This is a genomic window from Allokutzneria sp. A3M-2-11 16, from assembly GCF_024213555.1.
Lineage (GTDB): Bacteria > Actinomycetota > Actinomycetes > Mycobacteriales > Pseudonocardiaceae > Allokutzneria.
This window is the reverse complement of sequence record NZ_JANAVO010000011.1, coordinates 123,355-137,894: the sequence shown is the minus strand read 5'-3', so window position 1 is coordinate 137,894 and position 14,540 is coordinate 123,355. Positions and strand designations below refer to the sequence as shown.

Sequence of the window (14,540 nt, the reverse complement as noted above, 5' to 3'; positions counted from 1 at the left end):
GTTTCGCGCGTTCGACCGCTCCATCTGGGCTAGAGTGCTCCCGGCGGCACCGGCGAGGGGACGATCGCATGGGCTCGTCCGCTGTGTTCTGACGGAAGCTTCTTCTCGCTTCTCCGTCCACTGTGGATCCGTGACCTGTGGGGGTCTGGTGAGTTCGTCCTCAATCCAACGAACGTCGCGGCGCGCGGTTGTCGGCGCGCTCGCGCTGGCGGTGCTGGCGACCGGGTGCAGCGGTGAACCCGCCGCGCCACCGTCGCAGAACCCGGAGCAGGGCGGTGGTGCCGCGCCCGCGGGAGCCGCCTCGACCGACCTCGGGAGCGTCCAGGCGGACCCCGAGTCGCGCAGGAACATGGCTGAGATGGCCATCTACCGCACCTGGGACCCGTGCGCGCTGCACGACCCGACCGCGGCAGCGAAGGTCTTCGGCGACGCGGTCGCCCTGATCGAGCCGTCCGACTTCACGAGCTGCCTGCTGCGGGTGAACCTGGACCGCACCGGCTCGCGCGGCTGGCGGATCTACACCCGCGTCGGCTCGCCGTTCCTGGAGGACGACGTCGCGGGTGCCACCGTCCTGGACGCCGCGGGCCGGAAGTTCCACGGCAAGAAGAGCGCCCCGGGCAGCACGCCCGGCTGCGACTTCGTCATGCAGACCAGCAAGACGAAGACGCTCCAGCTCCAGGTCAACTGGGGCGGGATGTCCACCGAGACCCCGCCGAAGGACTCCTGCGAGGCGGCCAAGGAGTACATGACCGCGATCGCGCCGTTCTTCGCCAACCCGCCACTGCGCTCCGAGGCACAGACCGAACCGCAGCTGCCGCTGGCGAGCAAAGACCCGTGCGCTCCGGTCAAGGAGCTGGTCGAGAAGTTCAGGTCCATGTCCGTCGAGGGGGAGCAGCCGTCGGCGATCGTGACCGGGATGTCGCCCAACACCTGCACCCTGTCGTTCAGCAGCAGGTACGCCCCCGGCAAGAAGACCAAGCCGCAGATCTCGATCGACTACAAGTGGGGCATCGACCCGGCGGAGGGCATCAGCGGGGGCGCGCCGTCGCGCCAGGTCCAGATCGAGGGCAAGCCCGCGAAGGTGGAGGACCACACCGCCCGCTCCCTCGGCTCCTGCATGGTGCAGGTGCAGTACGACGCGATGAAGATCCCGGCGGTCGACCGGGTGCAGGTGGTCCAGGTGGCCGCCCCCGACTGCCAGACCGCCGAGGAAGCGGCGAAGATCGTGACGAAGGTGGCGCTGGCATGAGGAAGACGACTATCGCACTGAGCATGGTGGTGCTCACCGCGCTGGCCGGCTGCGGCCCGCAGATCAAGGGCGTCGCCGAGCCCGCGGGCGGTGCCGCCGCTGTCCCCTCAATCGGCGACATCCTCATCCAGGCCCCGGGCGGGCCGCGGCCGGAGCGCCCGAAGATCCGGCTCGGCGACCAGGTCCCGCCGCCGGACTGGAAGAGCGTCGGCGCGCCCTTCGACACGTGCACGACGTTGAAGTGGGAGGACTTCCCGCAGGAGGCCCGGCCCAAGCAGCCGAAGCCCCCGGAGCTGCAGGTTGTCCGCAAGGGCGACCCGTACAAGACGGCCTGCCGGTTCCACGCCAACGAGTCGATCAGCTTCGACGCGCCGACGCCGCCGGACCCCAACAACCCGGCCCCGCCGCCGCCCAGGACGACCGAGCAGAAGCCGCCGGGCTGGAGCCCGATGTTCGAGGTGACCGTGGTGTGGGGTACCGATATCTCACCGGAGGGTCTCGGCGGCACCACGACGACCCTCGCGGGCAAACCCGCCGCGTTCAAGGAGACCCAGACCGGCGGGACCGCGGTGAAGGACCCGTTCTGCACCGTGATCGTCAAGCTGGGCAACGGCTCCGCCGGGCTCCAGCTCCGCAACGGCCGGTTCAAGACGACGATGAACACCTGCGAGACGGCGAAGAAGTTGGCGGAGACGCTGGCCTCGCGGGTGCAGTGAGCGAGGGAATGGCATGAGGACACACCGGATCGCCACGGTCGGGCTGGTGTGCCTGACCGTGGCGCTCTCGACGGGGGCCGGGCCGCTGCTGGCCCAGCCCCCGGGCCAGGGGCCGACCGACGGTGTGGCGGTCGACTCGCTGACGAAGGAACGGCTCGCCGAGAACGCCGTGAAGCGCACGATCGACACGTGCGCGCTGCTGGACCCGGAGTCGGTGAAGGAGGTCTTCGACGCCCCGCCGAGGGACGTCACCCTGCGGGAGTTCGACTCGTGCTCGATGACGGTGGAGCCGACCCCGGGCACCACCTCGCGGTCGTGGTCGATCTCGGTCTCCACCTCGGTGACGGTGTCCAAGCGGGACAACGCGGAGACGATGGAGCTGCACGGGCGGACCTTCGCCCGCCGCGCGGACCGGGTCGGCGGCATTCCCGACCAGAGCTGCGCGTGGGCCGTGCTCGGTGACGCCACCACGCTCCCGGTGCAGCTGTCGGTGAGCTGGCGGGGCAGGAACGACGAGCCGCCGCCGAAGCCCCAGTGCGAGGTCGCCAAGGCGTACCTGATGAAGCTGGTGCCTTACTGGCTGACCCCGTCCAAGCGCGGCGAGGGCGCGACCAAGCCGGAGCTCGTCCTGCCCACCAAGGACCCGTGCGCGGCCATCCCCGAGTTGGCCAAGCGCTTCGCCAAGCCCGGCGTGCAGCCGAAGATGAAGTCGATCTCGCCGTACATGTGCGCGCTGGAGGTGACCCCGTTCAACATGCAGACGCGGACGCTGCCCGAGGAGATCCAGATCAGCTTCCGCTGGGCGGACAACCCCGCGCACCAGGCGAAGCAGCCGATCACCGTCGCGGGCAAACCGGGTTCGGTGGCGCCGGAACGGATGATCGACAAGTCGTGCCAGGTCGACGTCCAGTACGACCCGACGATGGTGCCCGAGCGGTTCGCGAGCGACCCCAACGGGCGGGACGTCCAGGTCATCACCGTGACGGCGAAGACGTGTGACGTGGCGCAGCCCGCGGCCGAACTCGTGGTCAAGGGGGCGCTGTGAGAACCCGACTGGTCGTCGCGGCTTTGTGCGCGTTGGTGTTGTCGGGGTGCACGAGCACCGTGGTCGGCTCACCGGCGCCGCAGGGCGCGGCAGAGGGCGAGAACGCCCCCGCGCAACCGGCACCGCCGAAACCGCCGCGCGCGGTGATCGCGCTCGGTGACCAGTACCCGGTCAAGGACTGGAAGGAGGCCGGGGCACCGTTCGACCCCTGCACCACCCTGAAGTGGGAGGACTTCCCCGCGCCGATGCGGGGCACCAACGCGGCGAAGGCGCAGCAGGTCGAACCCAGCTCGGCGTTCACCCTGCACTGCCGTTTCGAGAACAGCGGGAAGATCGCGGTCGACCCCGGTGGCGGGAACGCGCCCCAGGGCAGAACGATCTTCCTCGTCGATGTGTTGTGGGGCCCGCAGTACGGTCCCCAGTCGGTGAACAACGGCGTGCCCGTGACCATCTCCGGCAAGGCGGGCGCCCAGCGGGAGTCCACCTTCGGAGCGGCCAAGGAGCCGTACTGCATCGTGGTGATGCCGTTGTCCAAGGGAGGCGCGGGCATCGAGGTCCGCAACGGACGCTTCTCCGACAAGGGCGGCGCCTGCGACGTCGCCAAGGGCCTGATGGAGAAGCTGCTCTCCCGGGTGCAGTGACCTCCTTTCCTTTGCGGGACAACGCTAGGGCGGGGGTTTTCCCCGCCCTAGCGGTTTCACGTCACGTCGAAACGGGCCGCGATCCTGGGGAACCGGAGCACCAGGCCGTCCCAGTCGTCACCGTCGAAGGGCTCCCCGGTGGTGTCCCCCGGGGGCAGGGCCACCTCGGGCAGCTCCTCTCCGGTCAACCGCCGGTAGGCGCGCCCGGCCGCGCACATCAGCGCTTCGCCGTCGCCGAAGTCCTCGTCGTCGTAGCCCAGCCCGGCCATCGCGTCGGGATCGGCCAGCGCGACCTCGAACGCCTTGCGCCCCAACGAGATCAGCCACGAGCGGAAGTAGTCGAACCCGTCATCGCTGCACCCGCCGAGCGCCACGTAGGCCGCCGCCCACAGGTCCCACCGGTCGGCCCGCGCCAGCTGCACCTCGAAGAGGCGCTCGAACTCCACCACCTCGATCGGCGCCAGCCCGGTGAGCAGCTCGGTCAGCCGCTCCGCCTGCTCCTCGACGTCCGCGGCGCCCGCCGCCGCCTCCTCGACCAGCCGCCACAGGTTGTTCTCGTCCATGTCCGCGGACGCTACGCACGGGGTCTGACACTCACCGGCTTCCGCTCCCGCACCGTGCCGCGCTCGCGCCACTCCCGCCCCGCACGCCAACGCCGCGTTTGGGGCGTTGGATTCCCTGAACGGGTCGTTCGGGGCGTTAGGTTCCCTGAACGGGTCGTTGGGGGCATTGGGTTCCCCGAACGACCCGTTCAGGGCAAAACACCAGGGAGGGGGTTAGCGGGGGAGGGGGTAGTGGGGTGGGCGGATGATGTAGGCGATGCCGCCGGGGCCGCCGCCGATCGAGCCGTTGGCGAGGTGGCGCTTGGTGCGCTGCCAGATCGTCTCGAACTGGGCCCGCTTGTACACGTGCCGCACGGCCGGGTTGTTCGGCGAGGCCGGGTCGTTGGCGATCACGTCGCCGTCCTTGGTGAAGCCGACCACCACCATGATGTGCCCCGAGGTGCCGTAGCCCGCCCCGTCCAGCTCGCTGGCCAGGAACGACTGCGAGGTGATCACCGGGATGCCCTGGAGGATGTAGCGCTCCAGCTCGCGAAGCGAGGACAGCCGGGTGATGTGCCCGTCCATCCCGTAGCTGCCCGCGTAGGCGGTGTTGAACGGCCAGTTGCCCGCGCCCTCGTAGTCGTAGTCCCAGTTGTACCGCGCCGCGTGCGCCACCGAGGGGTCGACGTAGCCGGGCTCGATCCACGCCATGTCCTGTTTGGACGGACGACGGCCCCAGTACTCCAGCACCATGGTCGAGGAGGTCGGGCTGCACCAGACCTCACCGCCGCCGCCGTACTCCGGGTACTTGCCGCGGTGGATGTTCTGCGAGTACCTGGGCACCGGCAGTTCGACGCCCCACGCGCCGCCGGCCGGGCTGATCGGGACGGTGAACCGCTCCGGGATGGCCGAGGTCATCGCGCCGACCATGCGCACGTGCGGGCTGGCGGTGCTGCCGGGCAACCGGTACAGGGTGACCCGCAGCTGGTAGCCGCTGAGCGGCTGACCGCTCTTGGCCACGAAGGTGTCCACGTCGACGTTGCCGGTGGCGTCGCCCTGGCCGGGCACGCTGGTGCGGCGGATGTCGGTGTCCCCGGAGGCCCACCGGCCCATCACGTACCACTTCGTCTCCGCGCCCGCCGCGGTCTTCCCGCGCATCTCCACCTGGAGCCAGGTTCCGGCGGGGGTGCTGGCGTTCCACGACGCGACGAGTTCCGTCGCGGCGAACTTCTGCTGGTACGCGGGTGATGTCCACCGCGAGTACTCGTAGGTCCTGGTCGTCTGCGTGTGTGGGTCGGTGTAGTCCACTGTCCCTTGTGGACGGTTTATCACCACGCCGCCGGTCGGCACCACGGCGACGCCTTCGAGCTGCCCGGCGCGCCACGCCCACGGGGAGCGCCACTCGTGGAAGTCGACGGAGGAGTTGCCCGGTCGCGCCTCGGGTTCCGGCGAGCCCCCCGCGGGCGTCACCGTCATCGAGGTCAGCAGCGCCGTCCCGGTCAGCCCGGCCAGGGCCAGCCGCAGCCAGCGGATGGAGTGGTTCGGCATCGCACGCTCCCGCAGTCGCTCGTGGGTGGTCTCGTCGGTCAGGCGGTGATGGGCCGGGTTTTTCCGGCTGGTCCTTCATGGTGACCCCGGTCGACGGCCGTCACCAGGTACGTATAGGTGACACCGGGCCGCGCGGAGCGGTCGACGAACACCGCGCCACCGTTGGCATCCGCGCGCACGGTGTCCAGCATCGTCGCGCAGCCGCGTCGCTCCGTCCGGTAGACGGCGTAGTACGCGGACGGCAGCCCGGTGGGCCGGATGCGCACCTGGTGGCCGCCGTCGGCGCGCGCCACGAAGGCGGTGGGCGCCCAGGGCCGTCCCCAGCCCGGCACGGCGGAGCGCGGTGGCACGAGGGAAGGCGTGCGGTAGATGTCGTCGCTGAGCCGGTCCCGGAAGCCCAACGGGTTGGCCAGCACGCTGTGGACCTGGAAGTAGATGTGCCCGCCGACCTCGGGTACCGCCGAGGAAAGCCTGAGCTGGCGCGGCATCTCCTCCGGGTCAGTCCACTGTGGACTCGTGGCGGAGCCGATCCGGTACGCCGCCTGGCCGAGGTACAACGCGACGCCGGTACCGCGCACCTCGCGGCTCCACCAGTCCACCAGCTTCACGTAGTCCGCGGCCGGGAACCCGATGTGCCAGTAGGTCTGCGGCGCCACGTAGTCGATCCAGCGCTGTCTGATCCACTTCCTGGTGTCGGCGTAGAGGTCGTCGTAGGTCTCGATCCCGGCGGCGGTGTCCGAACCGGAGGAGTCGGTCTTCCCGTTGCGCCACACCGCGAACGGGCTGACGCCGAAGGTCACCCACGGTTTGGCCGCCTTGATCTTCGCGGCGAGCCCGGAGACCAGCCGGTCCACGTTGTCCCGCCGCCAGTCGGCCCGGTTCGGGAAACCCGCCCCGTGCTCCTTGTAGGCCCGCTCGTCGTCGAGTTGTTGTCCCGCAACGGGATAGGGGTAGAAGTAGTCGTCGAAGTGCACGCCGTCGATGTCGTAGCGGCGCACCACGTCGACGATCACCTTCTCGACGAAGGCCCGCACCTCCGGCACTCCGGGGTTGTAGTAGAGCCCGTCCCCGTACTTCAGCACCCACTCCGGGTGCAGCCGCGCCGGGTGGTTGGGCGCCAGCTTGGTGATGTCGCCCTGCTTGCTGACGCGGTAGGGGTTGAACCACGCGTGGAACTCGAGGTTGCGGGCGTGCGCCTCGCGGACCGCGAACGCCAGCGGGTCCCAGCCAGGGTCCTTGCCCTGCTCGCCGGTCAGCCAGTGCGACCACGGCTCGAACTCGGAGGGGTAGAGCGCGTCCGCGGTCGGCCGGACCTGGACGAAGACGGCGTTGGCCCGGATCCGCCGCGCGCCGTCGAGCAGACCGCGATACTCGGCGCGCACCTGCTCGGCGGGCTGGCCGGGGGCGCTCGGCCAGTTGATGTTGCCGACGCTGGCCAGCCACAGCCCGCGCAGCGACTTCTTCGGCGCCGGGCAGAGTGCCGCGTCCTGGTCCGCCGCCGAGGCGGGGATGACCAGCACCGCGCCCATGGCGAGCGTGCCCAGCAGTGCCGTCAGCGTTCGGCGCCAGCCCATGCGTGACCCTCCGACTGTGTCGTCTCCGAGATGTCAGCGATTTTCGTGATCAAGGGCTGACTTGTAAATACTTGCCGTACGGTTGGGTCCGACCGGCCCAACCGTGCCTCCACGCCCTTGTTCCCGGCTTGTCGCCCGGCTAACCGAGGGTGGCCAGCGCCGTCGTGAGTTCGGCCGCCTGCTCCTCAGCGCCCAGCTCACGCCACAACTGCCGGGCGAGCGCCAGGTGCGTGCGGGCCGGGTCGATCCGGCCAGCGGCCTGGTGCAGCTCGCCGAGCGACTGCGCGGTGCTCGCCTCGCCACGCCGGTCACCGATCCGCCGGTGCCCCTCCAACGCGGTACGCAGCAGCGCCGCCGCCCGCGGTTCGTCACCCAGCCGCGCGTGCATCCCGCCGAGCTGCTGGCGCGCGTAGACCTCGCCCTGGGTGTCGCCGATCGCCTCGAAGATCCCCAGCGCCCGCTCGGTCTCGGCCACCGCCGCCGAGGTGCGGCCGAGGGTGAAGTGCAGCATCCCCAGCTCGTGCAGCACGTGTGCCTCGCGGTGCCGGTCGGCCAGCGCCCTGGACAGCCGCAGCGCCGAGGAGAACTCGCCGAGCGCCGCCGCGTGCCTGCCCGCCCTCAGGTGGATCACGCCGAGCACGTTGCGCGCGTAAGCCTCGCCGTGCCGGTCCCCGGCGTTGACGAACATCCGCAGCGCGGCGGTGCAGTTGCGCAGCGCCTCCTCGGTGCGCCCGAGCACCCGGTCCACCGCGGCCAGCCCGGACACCGCGATCGCCGCGCCGTGCTCGTCGCCGACGGAGTCGAACAGCCCGCGCGAGCGCTGGAACTGCTCGATCGCCTCGGGATAGCGGTCCTGGTAGAGCGCGAGCTGGCCGAGGCCGCGCCGCAGCACCGCCTCGCCCCAGTGGTCCCGGTCCTCCCGTGCCCCGACCAGCGCGGCGTCGTGCGTGCGCCGCCACTCGTCGAAGTGGCTGCGCAGGTCGAACCACGGCACCAGGCACGCGGCCAGCTCCTGCGCGGCCCCGCGCGGACCCTGCTCGACCGCGGCGACCAGCGCCTGCGTCTCCGCGGTCAGCCAGCCGACCGGATCGGCGGTCACCAGCCGCAGCACCGCGGCCTCCGGGCTCCACCTCGGCGCGGCGCCGGTGGCCGGGGCGAAGATGCTGGTCGGCAGGTGCGCGCAGGCCCGCTCCGCCAGCGTCAGCCAGCCGCCCGCGACGCGCTCCAGCGCCGCCTCCCGCTCCGCGACCGGATCGGCGCGCAGCATCTCCCGCGCGTAGACCCGCAGCAGGTCGGCCATGGCGTAGCGCGGCTGCCCCGAGCAGTCCACCCCGGCCAACCGCAGCAGGTTCGCGTCCACCAGCTGGTCGAGCGCGTCGTCGTAGTCGGTGCCGCCTTCGGAGCCCAGCAGCGCGCCGACCACCCAGCCCGGCTGCGACGGGCCCTCCAGCAGGCCCAGCAGCCGCATGGCGCGGGCCGCCCGCGGAGCCAGGCCGCGGTAGCTCAGGTCGACGCTGGCCCGCACGCCCAGCTCGCCCAGCCGCAGCTCGTTCAGCCGCCGCGACTCGTCGTCCAGCCGGTCGGCCAGCACCCGCAGCGGCCAGCCCTGCCGCCCGGCGAGCTTCGCCCCGGCGATCCGGATCGCCAGCGGCAGCAGCCCGCACGCCTCCAGCAGCCGGTCGCAGGCGTCCTCGTCGCCGGAGACCCGCTCCCGCCCGGCGATCGAGCCGAGCAGCGTCATCGCCTCCGCCGGGGTGAACACGCCCAGCTCGACCTGGTGCGCCCCGGGCAGCTCGGCGATCCGCGAGCGGCTGGTCACCAGCACGGCGCTGCCCGCGGTGGCCGGCAGCAGCGGCCGCACCTGCGCCGCGTTCACCGCGTCGTCGAGCACCACCAGCATCCGGCGGTCGGCCAGCAGCGAGCGGAACCGCGCGGCCCGTTCGTGCGCGCCCTCCGGCACCGCGGCGCCCGGCACGCCGAGCGACCGCAGCAGCTCGGCGAGCACGGTCGCCGGATCGCGCGGGTTGCGCGTGGTCCCGCCGAGGTCGACGTAGAGCTGGCCGTCGGGGAAGCGCGAGCGCAGCCGGTGCGCCGCGTGCGTCGCGAGGGTCGTCTTGCCCATCCCGGGGGCACCCACCACGATCGCGATCGGCATCCGGTCCGGCTCGGCCAGGGTCCCCAGCAGGTCCCCGAGCTGCTGCGTGCGCCCGGTGAAGTCCGGGGTGTCCGGCGGCAGCTGGCAGACGTGCTGCGGTTCGATCTCGACCGCGCCCGGCTCCTCGGCCCGTTCCCCGCTGAGCACCAGCCGGTGCACGTGCCGCAGCTCCGGGCCCGGCTCCACGCCCAGCTCGTCGGCCAGCCGCCGCCGCACCACGGTGTAGGCGTGCAGCGCCTCGGCCCGCCGCCCGCTGCCGTGCAGCGCCAGCATCAGCTGCCGCCACAGCTCCTCGCGGAACGGGTGCTCCTCCAGCAGGCCCTGCAACTCGGCGATCGCGTTGGTGTACTCGCCCGTGGCGACCTGGAGCGCCAACCGCTCCTCGGTCGCGGCCAGCCTGCGCTCGGCCAGCCTGCCCAGGGCCGACTGCCACCCCGGGCTGGACGGAAGGCCCTCCAACGGCCGCCCCCGCCACAGCGAACCCGCCTGCCGCAACAGCTCCAGCGCGCGTTCCGGCCGCCCGGTCGAACGGTCCCGCTGCGCCTGCTCGACCAGCTGGTCGAAGCGCAGCAGATCCAGCTCCTCGGGCTCGACGTGCAGGCTGTAACCCGAGGTCAGCGCCCTGATCCGGTCCTCTTTGCGGTCCCCGTGGCCGTCGACGCCGCCGCGCAGGCCCGCGCGCAGCGTGCTCACGTACGTGCGCAGGTTCGCCACGGCCGAGCGGGGCGGGGAATGTGGCCACAACACCTCGACCAGCAGGTCCGTCGAGACCAGGCGGTTGGGGTTGAGCAGCAGGCTGCCCAGCAGCATCCGCGGTTTGGCCCCGCCGAGCGAGAGCGCGCGGCCGCCCGCGGCGACCTCCAAGGGTCCGAGTACCCGGAAGCTCATCTCGGTCGTGCTCATGGCCCACCGCCCCCGCGCTCGGGTCGCTGCTGTACGTAACGCGATTTGTACGTCGTCACGGGCCCTTCTGGTTGCTCGCTCGCAAACCTTTTCAGCCAGGTGGCCGTTCGGTCCAGCACAGCATGCACCAAGCGGCTCAGTGGCCTCGGTCACACCAGCGTGACACAAGTGCCCGGCAGTTCACTGCGCGCCACCCCTGCCCTTTCACCCTGCCGAAAGGACGTGCGGTCATGCGTGCACTCATGGCGACGACGATCGTTGGCGCGAGCCTCCTGGTGAGTCTGACTCCAGTGAACGCCGCCACTGCATCAACAGCCGACCCCGCAAGCAGGTCGACGAACTTCCAGTTCCCGTTCCCCTGCGGGCAGAGCTGGACGGGCAACTCCAGCAACAGCAGCGCGCACCGCTCCTACGAACTCGACCTCAACCGCGGCAGCAGCCCGGACGCGGACCTCGGCGACACGGTCGTCGCGGCCGCCGCGGGCACCGTGGTGATCTCCTCCCACCAAGGCTCCGTCAACGGCTACGGCAACCTCGTGAAGATCGACCACGGCGGCGGCTGGGCGACCTACTACGCGCACCTCAACGTCCGCAGCGTGTCCGTGGGCCAGGCCGTCGCGCAGGGCCAGCGCATCGGCACCGTCGGCAAGACCAGCAGGCCGGGCAACAACATCAGCGCACACCTGCACTACGAGGTCCGCCAGGGTGAGGGCTACCCCGGCAACATCCGCAAGGCCGTGTTCAACGGCGTCACCTTCGGCTACCCGACGCAGACCCTGACCTCGAAGAACTGCTAGCGGGGTAAGGCCCCCGTACGGGTTAACCGCGGGTAAGTAAGGGGGTGGGGGCGGGAACTTACGTGATCATCTGATGTGACCGCCCCCGCCTTACCGCGAACCTCTTCTCCATGAGCCACTACAGCAACAACACCGACGCCATCCAGGCCGAGATCGACTACCGCAGGGAGCGCCTGACCGCCGATCGCGGCGCGGCGTACCGCACCACCTTCGAAAGCTGGTGGCAGCACCTCGCCGAAGCACGAACACGCGGCCGGGCGGAGCGAGGCGAGTCACCCGCAATTCGGCCGCGCAGTGTCTGACCCCTGTGCGAGCATCCTGGATGTGTCGCGCCTAGGGTCCGGAATTCCGCTGGTGGGGCGCAGTTCGCAGCTACGGCGACTGCGCTCCGCCCTGCAGCAAGCACAACGCGGGACGGCCGCCGCCGTCCTGCTCGCGGGTGACGCCGGGGTCGGCAAGTCCAGGATGGTCGCCGAGCTCTCCGACCACGCGCTCGCCGAGGGCGCCAGGGTGCTCGTCGGCCGGTGCCTGGACGCGGGCGAGACCGGCCTGCCCTACCTGCCCTACGTCGAGCTGCTCGGCCAGCTCGGCGAGGACGAGGTGCACCTGGTCAAGGCCCGCCCCGCGCTGGGCAGGCTGGCCCCCGACCTGGTCGAGGCCCCACCGCACGTCTCCGGCGCCGACCGCAGGCTGGAGCAGGACCTCGGCCAGCTCCAGCTCTTCGACGCCGTGCACGGGCTGATCACCGAACTGGCCACCGAGCGCTGCGTCGTGGTGGTGCTGGAGGACCTGCACTGGGCCGACAGCTCCACCCGCTACCTCACCTCCTTCCTGCTGTCCCGGCTGCGCTCGCAGCGCGTGCTGGTGGTGGCCACCTACCGCACCGACGACCTGCACCGCAGGCACCCGCTCCGGCCGCTGCTGGCCGAGCTGGTCCGGCTGCCCGCGGTGGAGCGGCTGGACCTGGCTCCGTTCGACGCCAAGGAGGCCCGCTCCTTCGTCGCCCAGCTGGCCGAGCGCGACCTGCCCGAGGAGAAGATCGCCGAGATCGCGGCCAAGTCCGAGGGCAACGCGTTCTTCGCCGAGGAGCTGGTCGCGGCGTGGGCGGGCACCGACTCCTGCCGGAACATGCCGATCGGCCTCGCCGACGTGCTGCTGGCAAGGGTGGAGGCCCTCGGCCCGCACGCGCAGCAGGTGGTCAGGACCGCCTCGGTGGCGGGCCGCTGGGTGCGGCACTCCCGGCTGCAGGAGGTCTGCGACCTCGCCGAGGCCGATCTGGAGGCGGCGCTGCGCGAGGCGGTCGCCCACCACGTGCTGGTCTTCAGCGAGGGCGAGGAGCGCTACGTCTTCCGGCACGCGCTGCTGCGCGAGGCCGTCTACGGCGACCTGCTGCCTGGCGAGCGCGTGCGGCTGCACAGCGCCTACGCCCAGCGCGCCGCCGGCACCCTGGACAAGCGCGGGTCCGCCGCGGCCCTGGCCCACCACAGCCTGGAGAGCCACGACCTGCCGCGTGCGCTGTCGGCCTCGGTGCGCGCCGCGTCGGAGGCCAAGGCCTCGGGCGCGTACGCCGAGGCGCTGTACTACTACGAGCAGGCGTTGAAGCTGTGGCAGGCCGTGCCCGATCCGGCGACGGTGGCGGGCACCGACGAGCCGACCCTGACCAGGAAGGTCGCCTACATGGCGTCCCAGGCGGGCGAGGTGGACCGCGCCGTCGCGTACGCCCGCTCGCTGGTCCAGCTCACCGAGGAGGACAGCGACCGCACCGTGCTCGCGGACTCGCTGCGGATGTACTCCCAGTACCTGCTCTGGGCCGACGCGAAGCTGGAGAACGCGGCCACGGCGATCGAGCGTGCGTGGGAGCTGGTCCGCGACGAGCCGGACAGCGCGGTGAAGGCGTGGGTGCTCTCGGTGCGCTCCCGCGTCGCGACCCACCTCGGCGTGGCCGACGACGTGGCGATGGGCTACGCCGAGGAGGCGCTGCGCGTGGCCAAGGCGTCGGGCGCGCACGGCGCGGAGGCCGACGCGCAGATCTCGCTGGCGATCTTCGACGAGTTCGCCGCCCGGCCGGAGAAGGCCCGCGAGCGGCAGCTGATCGCCCGGGACCGGGCGGTGCAGGCCGGGGCGCTCTCGGTGGAGCTGCGCGCCTGGTACAACCTCTGCGTCAACCTCTACGACCAGGGCGACCTGGCCAGCGCGCAGGTCATGATCGACGAGGGCGCCGCGCGGGCCGAGCAGGTCGGCCTCACCTGGAGCGTCTACGGCCTGGAGGTGCGCCTGCTCCAGGTGGTCGTGCGCTACATGCTCGGCGACTGGGACGGCGCGGAGGCGGCCGCCGAACTGCCCGGCCGGGCGGTCCCGGACCTGGCCGCCGCCGAGGTGGCCGCCGCGGACCTGCACGTGAAGGTGGGCCGGGGTCGCTACGCCGAGGTGCGCTCGATGCTGCGCCAGTTCGGCGAGCAGTGGCGGCGCGACCCGCTCACCCTCGTGCTGATCGACCCGTGCGTCACCGAGATGGAGCTGTGGCGGGGCAGGCCCGCGGAGGCCGCCGCCCGGATCGAGAACGCGGTGCGGGTGCAGCGCGAGTACGACGAGTGGGGCATCCGCGGCATCTGGCTGGGCACCCTCGGCGTCGTCTCCTACACCGAGCTGGCCAAGCAGGCCCGGCACCGCGGCAACACCGAGGCCGAGCAGGACGCGGTCCGCTCCGGCATGGAGATGCTGGAGTTCGTCCGCGACACCGTCCGCCTCGGCAGGCCGCGCAGCGGTCAGCTCGGACCGGAGGGGCGGGCGTGGGTGGCCAGGGCCGAGGCGGAGGCGCTGCGGCTGCGCGGCCGCAACGATCCCGAGGCGTGGCGCGAGACGGTGCGCGCCTTCGGCTACGGCCACGTCTACCAGGAGGCCGTCGCCCGGTGGAGGCTGGCCGAGGCCCTGTTGCAGTCGGGCGACCGCGAGGCCGCGACCACGGAGCTGTGCCTGGCGCACGAGGTGGCCGAGCGCCTCGACGCGGTCCCGCTGCGCGACGCGCTCCGCCAGTTCGCCAAGCGCGGCAGGCTGGCCCTTGGCGAGGCCGTCGCGCAGGAGCGCCCGGTGATCAACCCGCTGACGCCCCGCGAACGCGCGGTGCTGGACCTGGTCGCCAAGGGCAACACCAACCGCCAGGTCGGAGAGAAGCTCTACATCAGCGAGAAGACGGTCAGCGTGCACCTCACCCGGATCATGGCCAAGCTCCGCGCGGGCAGCCGCACCGAGGCCGTGGCCGCCGCCTACGAACGCCACCTCCTCACCTGAGTACAGCAGTCTTCAAGTACAGCGGTCTTCAAGTACACCGAACCCCCCGCGCGACACACCACTAACCACAGCAAACCTGCGG

11 protein-coding genes are annotated in these 14,540 nt (G+C 71.7%); 7 read left to right on the top strand and 4 right to left on the bottom strand.

The annotated features are described in order from the left end of the window. Positions 1-148: 148 nt before the first annotated feature. The 4 genes from NLX83_RS33670 to NLX83_RS33655 are packed head-to-tail and all read left to right on the top strand — an operon-like array spanning position 149 to position 3,651. Positions 149-1,249, top strand: coding sequence for a hypothetical protein (locus NLX83_RS33670; protein WP_254239291.1), 1,101 nt, complete (start codon positions 149-151; stop codon positions 1,247-1,249). Beyond that, entirely contained in the window at positions 1,246-1,965 is a 720-nt protein-coding gene (locus NLX83_RS33665; RefSeq protein WP_254239290.1) for a hypothetical protein, read from the top strand. Before NLX83_RS33670 ends, NLX83_RS33665 begins: the two co-directional genes overlap by 4 nt. Positions 1,966-1,978: 13 nt before the next feature. Next, positions 1,979-3,010 (top strand): hypothetical protein, encoded by a 1,032-nt coding sequence (locus NLX83_RS33660; RefSeq protein WP_254239289.1) that lies wholly within the window; start codon positions 1,979-1,981, stop codon positions 3,008-3,010. Continuing rightward, positions 3,007-3,651 carry a DUF3558 family protein gene (locus tag NLX83_RS33655; protein ID WP_254239288.1) on the top strand — a complete coding sequence of 215 codons (645 nt, stop codon included), beginning with the start codon at positions 3,007-3,009 and terminating at the stop codon, positions 3,649-3,651. Before NLX83_RS33660 ends, NLX83_RS33655 begins: the two co-directional genes overlap by 4 nt. 56 nt (positions 3,652-3,707) lie before the next feature. Here NLX83_RS33655 and NLX83_RS33650 read toward each other — a convergent pair whose 3' ends face one another. From NLX83_RS33650 to NLX83_RS33635, 4 genes are all read right to left on the bottom strand, one after another. After that, positions 3,708-4,214, bottom strand: a complete 507-nt coding sequence (locus NLX83_RS33650) for a DUF4240 domain-containing protein (RefSeq protein WP_254239287.1) — start codon at positions 4,212-4,214, stop codon at positions 3,708-3,710. A 213-nt stretch (positions 4,215-4,427) separates the two neighbouring features. Continuing rightward, the gene (locus tag NLX83_RS33645) at positions 4,428-5,669 is read right to left on the bottom strand and encodes a C39 family peptidase (protein WP_254239337.1); all 1,242 of its coding nucleotides are present in this window, start codon (positions 5,667-5,669) and stop codon (positions 4,428-4,430) included. Positions 5,670-5,779: 110 nt separating this feature from the next. Further along, the gene (locus tag NLX83_RS33640) at positions 5,780-7,315 is read right to left on the bottom strand and encodes a glycoside hydrolase family 10 protein (RefSeq protein WP_254239286.1); all 1,536 of its coding nucleotides are present in this window, start codon (positions 7,313-7,315) and stop codon (positions 5,780-5,782) included. Positions 7,316-7,454: 139 nt separating this feature from the next. Then, positions 7,455-10,373: an AfsR/SARP family transcriptional regulator gene (locus tag NLX83_RS33635; protein WP_254239285.1), complete on the bottom strand. Its 2,919-nt coding sequence runs from the start codon at positions 10,371-10,373 to the stop codon at positions 7,455-7,457. A gap of 290 nt (positions 10,374-10,663) precedes the next feature. Between NLX83_RS33635 and NLX83_RS33630 the strand changes: the two genes are divergently transcribed. From NLX83_RS33630 to NLX83_RS33620, 3 genes are all read left to right on the top strand, one after another. Next, positions 10,664-11,170, top strand: coding sequence for a M23 family metallopeptidase (locus NLX83_RS33630; protein ID WP_254239284.1), 507 nt, complete (start codon positions 10,664-10,666; stop codon positions 11,168-11,170). A 110-nt stretch (positions 11,171-11,280) separates the two neighbouring features. Then, entirely contained in the window at positions 11,281-11,472 is a 192-nt protein-coding gene (locus NLX83_RS33625; protein WP_254239283.1) for a hypothetical protein, read from the top strand. Positions 11,473-11,494: 22 nt separating this feature from the next. Beyond that, entirely contained in the window at positions 11,495-14,458 is a 2,964-nt protein-coding gene (locus NLX83_RS33620) for a helix-turn-helix transcriptional regulator (protein ID WP_254239282.1), read from the top strand. Positions 14,459-14,540: the final 82 nt, after the last annotated feature.